4 protein-coding genes are annotated in these 4,639 nt (G+C 66.0%); 3 read left to right on the plus strand and 1 reads right to left on the minus strand.

All coding sequences use genetic code 11. The features are described from left to right. Nucleotides 1-438, minus strand: a 438-nt coding sequence (locus tag Q4E95_RS11195) for a TetR/AcrR family transcriptional regulator (protein ID WP_303383384.1), incomplete at its 3' end; no start/stop codon positions are given. 187 nt (nt 439-625) lie between these two features. Between Q4E95_RS11195 and Q4E95_RS11200 the strand changes: the two genes are divergently transcribed. The 3 genes from Q4E95_RS11200 to Q4E95_RS11210 form a co-directional block, all read left to right on the plus strand. Next, nucleotides 626-2,179 (plus strand): MFS transporter, encoded by a 1,554-nt coding sequence (locus tag Q4E95_RS11200; RefSeq protein WP_303383385.1) that lies wholly within the window; start codon nt 626-628, stop codon nt 2,177-2,179. A 145-nt stretch (nt 2,180-2,324) separates the two neighbouring features. Beyond that, complete coding sequence (locus Q4E95_RS11205) at nt 2,325-2,849, plus strand: DinB family protein (protein ID WP_303383386.1); 525 nt, start codon at nt 2,325-2,327, stop codon at nt 2,847-2,849. Nucleotides 2,850-3,032: 183 nt separating this feature from the next. After that, nucleotides 3,033-4,639 (plus strand): M23 family metallopeptidase (locus Q4E95_RS11210; protein ID WP_303383387.1); only part of this gene is annotated, 1,607 nt, incomplete at its 3' end.

Here is a 4,639-nt window from a genome sequence, read left to right on the forward strand (position 1 = left end):
CCCGTCGCCCATGCACACCACGGCGGTGGCAACAACGGGGTCACCCACGTCCTCGAGTACCGCGGTCAACCAGTTCCCCTCGATGCGCGCGTAGGCGGCGCGAGCGGCGTCGTCGCCGGCCTGGATGAGGCGGGAGGCGACGACCAGGGCACGGTCCAACTTACTGTCTTCGTAGAGCGAGGTCGCGAGGAACTCGCGCGCGGCACCACGGGGTGAGGCGGTCAATCGCTCGAGGTCCTCGGCCGCAAGGGACTCGAGATCGACCAGCATGGCGCCCACCAGGGCCTGCCGGTGCGGGAAGTGGTAGAGCAGGCCACCCTTGGAGACACCGGCGGCCGCGGCGACGGCGTCGAGCGTTGCGGCGCGCTCGCCGTCCGTGAGGACGATGTGCTCGAAGGCCTCGAGTAGCTTGTCCCGAGCCAGTGGTTTGCGGGGCATGTGAGCAAAACCTCTCCCAAACGGATCCGGGGAATATTGCCCCGCGTTCGTCGTTAACTGTACCGTCTAGTCGGTATAGTAATTAATTGGCCCGTTCCACAACGGCCCCGCCCGCGCAGTACGACGAAGTACTTTTCGCGAATCCACGCCGAACAGCCGGCAACAGAGAACCGAGGAGGTCTTCATCGTGTCCACCGTGATCGATCAGCGGCAGAAAGCTGGTGCCCGAGAGTGGGGCGCCCTGGCCGTCCTCATGTTGCCGGTGCTCCTGGTGTCCGTGAACAACACGGCCCTCAGTTTCGCGCTGCCCGCCATTTCCCGGGCCCTGCATCCCACGGCGTCGCAGTTGTTGTGGATCGTGGACGTGTATCCGCTGATCCTGGCCGCCCTCCTGATTCCCATGGGCAGTCTGGGGGACCGGATCGGACGGCGCAAGATCCTCATGATCGGCTCCACGGGTTTCGGTGTCATCTCTGCCTTGGCCGCATTCGCGCCCACCGCCGGGTGGTTGGTGGCCGCTCGCGTGGGGATCGCCGTGTTCGGCTCCATGTTGTTGCCGGCCACGCTGTCCTTGATGCGCACCGTGTTCCGGGACGATCATGAGCGGCGCCTGGCCATTGCCATCTGGACCGCCGGCTTCAGCGCCGGTGCCGCACTGGGACCGATTGCCGGTGGCTTCTTGCTCAACCACTTCTGGTGGGGTTCGGTGTTCCTGCTGGCCATCCCGGTTCTCGTGGCGTTCTTGATCGCGGGCCCGTTGCTCCTGCCGGAGTCGAGGGACCCCCATCCCGGACCCGTGGACCCGCTGTCGATCGTGCTGGCCGTTTTGGCCATGGCACCGGTCGTTTACGCCATTAAATCCCTGGCCACCGGCGGTTCCGTGCTGCAGGGGCTGTTGATCATGGCGTTCGGCGTGCTGAGCGGAGTGTTGTTCGCCCACCGCCAGGTGGCCAAGAACTACCCGATGCTGGACCTGCGCTTCTTCCGCAGCTCACGTTTCTCCGGTGGTCTCACGGTCAACGTGACGGCAAGCATCGCAATGTTCGGTTTCCTCTTCTTCCTGACCCAGCACCTCCAGCTGGTGGGTGGTAAGGACCCCATGACCGCTGGTCTGCTGATGGTCCCCGGGCTGCTGCTGGCCATTGTGACGGGCATGGCGGCCGCCAAGGTGGCCGTGACGTTCGGTGTTCGCACGGCAATCGTCACGGGGCTGTTGCTGATTGCCGGTGGGTTCGTGATCGTGGCCCTCACCGATCAGCAGAGTTCCGCGCTTCCGGTGTTGGTGGGCTTTGCGGCCATGAGCGCCGGTGGCGGTCTCGCCACCACGCTGTCCACCGACCTCGTGGTGTCCTCGGTGCCCGAAGCCAAGGCGGGTGCGGCGTCGGCCGTGTCCGAAACCGGGTACGAAGTGGGCGCCGTCCTGGGTACTGCCGTGCTCGGCGGCCTGACCACCGCGTTCTACCAGTCCCACTTGAGTCTTCCCCAGGCGCTGAGCCCCGAGCAGGCTGACGTCGCTCACCAGACCCTGGGCGGCGCCGTTGAGGTGGCCCAGAGCGGCCCGTGGACCGAGAGCGTCATGGAAACCGCAACCGCGGCCTTCTCCTACGGGATGCAGGGGAGCAGCCTGGTGGGGGGTCTCGCGGTAGTGGTGGTGGCCGCCGTGATCTTCCGCGTTCTGCGTGCAGATCGCAAGGTTCGATTCCATGATCCCCTGCCCACGGATCGCATCGAGCTCAACTGAGGCCGAGCGGGAGTTCTGAGCCGTTCCCCGGTCGGTGCAGTACGGAAACCGCGGCCGGCGTGTCCCAGGTGCGCGGCCCCCTTACGGCCCCGGCGGCGTCGTCGTAAAGTGACCAGCGGAGACGTCGAGCGAAAGGCAGCCAAGCATGAGCGCGAAAGAACTGTTGGTGGACGCGGCGCAACGGCCCGCGCGGGTGGCCGGTGAAGTCTTGGAGGGAATCTCCGTGGACACGCTCAACCGCATGCCCGGGGACACACAGAACTCGATCGCGTGGTTGATCTGGCACGCGAGCCGACAGCAGGACGCGCAAATAGCGCACCTCTCGAAAGAGCCACAGGTCTGGACCGCGCAGGGCTGGGACGAAAAATTCGACCTGGATCGGGACCCGGACGACTTCGGTTTCGGTGACGGCCCGGATGACGTCGCGCGCGTTCGCGTCACCGACCCGGACCTGCTGCTGGGCTATCTGAATGCGGTCACCTCGGCAACGGTCGACTATCTGGTTACCCTGAGCGACTCCGACCTGGACCAAGTCATCGATGATTCGTGGGATCCTCCCGTCACGCGCGGGGTGCGGATCGTGTCCACGATCGACGACGCCGCACAGCACCTCGGGCAGGCGGCGTACGTTCGCGGGCTGGTGCAGGATTCTTGGCGCGGAAAGTACTGAATTTCCTGAAATAGGGCGTTTAAGTGGGTGAGGCGACACTGTTTATCAACCCTGGATTCATCTACGATTGCTTTACTAATCATCGATATCGCGGGCAAACGATGTCGAGGTCAAGCTCCGGGGAGATTACAACTGATTATGGCTCGTTCACGTGTCCGTCATGCGGCGGCCAGGCGCCCGTCCATGGCCTTGACCGCCTTTGCTTCGTTCTCCGCTTTGGTCGCGGTCAGCGTTGCCATGAGCAATGGCTCAGCACCAGCGCCGTGGGAATCCGCATACGCCAGCGAGGCGTCGGACGAGTCGGCGGAAAACCAGCAGAACCGCGGCGCGTTCGGTCAGATCACCGCAGGCGATCAAGGTGAATCCCGCCCGTCCCTGTTCGCCGCCGTTCCCGACGAGGCCCTGCTGCCGAACGTTCAGGACACCCCTCAGGATTACGTGGCCAGCCAGGTACGTAACGTGTCCGATGCCGGTACCGAGTCCGCGCCGTCCTCGGTGGCCCCGGCCAAGCGTGCCCCCGCCACCTTTGAGGGTGAACTGCCCTTCAACACGATCATTGCTCCTGCCCAGCCCCCCACGGTTCTGGACGGCGGTCAGTTCGGTTGGCGCACCGCCCCGGACACCGGGGACCGAGAGTTCCACAACGGCACGGACATCTCCACCTCTGAAGGCACTCCGGTCGTCGCTGCCCTGGAAGGCACCGTCACCGCGGTGTTTTGGGATGAATGGGGCGGCAACCGCGTGGAGGTCTCCCACGCGGACGGTGTGAAAACCACCTACAACCACCTCAAGGACGTGATGGTGCAGGTGGGCGACCCGTTGACAGCTTCCGAGCAGCTCGGCACCATCGGCCAGACCGGCCTGCGCGTGACCGGCCCGCACCTGCACTTCGAAACGTGGGTTCAGGGCAAAGCCGTGGACGCCCAGTCCTTCGATTGGGAGACCGGCGAAGGCATCATCCCCGCCTCCCGCCCCAAGTACTCCCTGGAGGACCAGGCCCGGACCGATCAGGCCACCACCGACAACGGTTCCGCACCCGGAACGGACAACGGTCCCGTGTCCGAGGTTCCCGCTGACGAGCAGGAGCACATCATCGCGCTGAGTCAGGAAACGGCCCCGGCGGAGGACAGTGCTGCCGGAGCTTCCGACGGCGATGCTGCCTCCGGTTCCGACGCCGCCGCCAAGGCCGGCTCCGACGGCGGCGCTGCCTCCGGCCCGGCACCCGAGGCGAGCGCGGCAAAGGCGCAGCCGAGTCAGGCTCAAGAGCCGAAAACCTCGCCCACCGAGTCCCGTTCCGCTCAGCCGAGCCCGTCCCGGAGTGGCGGCTCGCAGTCTCCCTCGACCGAGTCCCGTTCCCCCCAGCCGAGCCCGTCCCGGAGCTCCTCCAGCTCCAACGACGACGCCGAGGATCGCGTGAACGCGGGCAGTCCGTCCGACGAAACCCCCGATGACACGGCGTCCCGCCCGAGTGGTGGCACGTCGCAGGGCAGCGGCTCCGGCGCGCCGTCGAACACGTCCGAAAAGGACAACGGAAAGAAGGCCGACGCGACCACGAAGCCGAAGCCTGCCACCACCCCTGCCCCCACACCTGAGCCCACCAAACCTGCGTCAACGGGCGATCCGGTCAAGCCCGCACCCGCGAACACAGGCAAGCAGGAGCCCCAGCCGACTCCCAGCGAGACCAACAAGTCGAAGCCCCAGCCTGCACCTACCAACACGAAGAAGCCGGCGCCGGTCGAGCCCACCACGCCCGCAGATCCGACCAAGCAGGCCGATTCGCCGAAGGCCCC

Source organism: Kocuria sp. (assembly GCF_030536815.1).
Lineage (GTDB): Bacteria > Actinomycetota > Actinomycetes > Actinomycetales > Micrococcaceae > Kocuria > Kocuria gwangalliensis.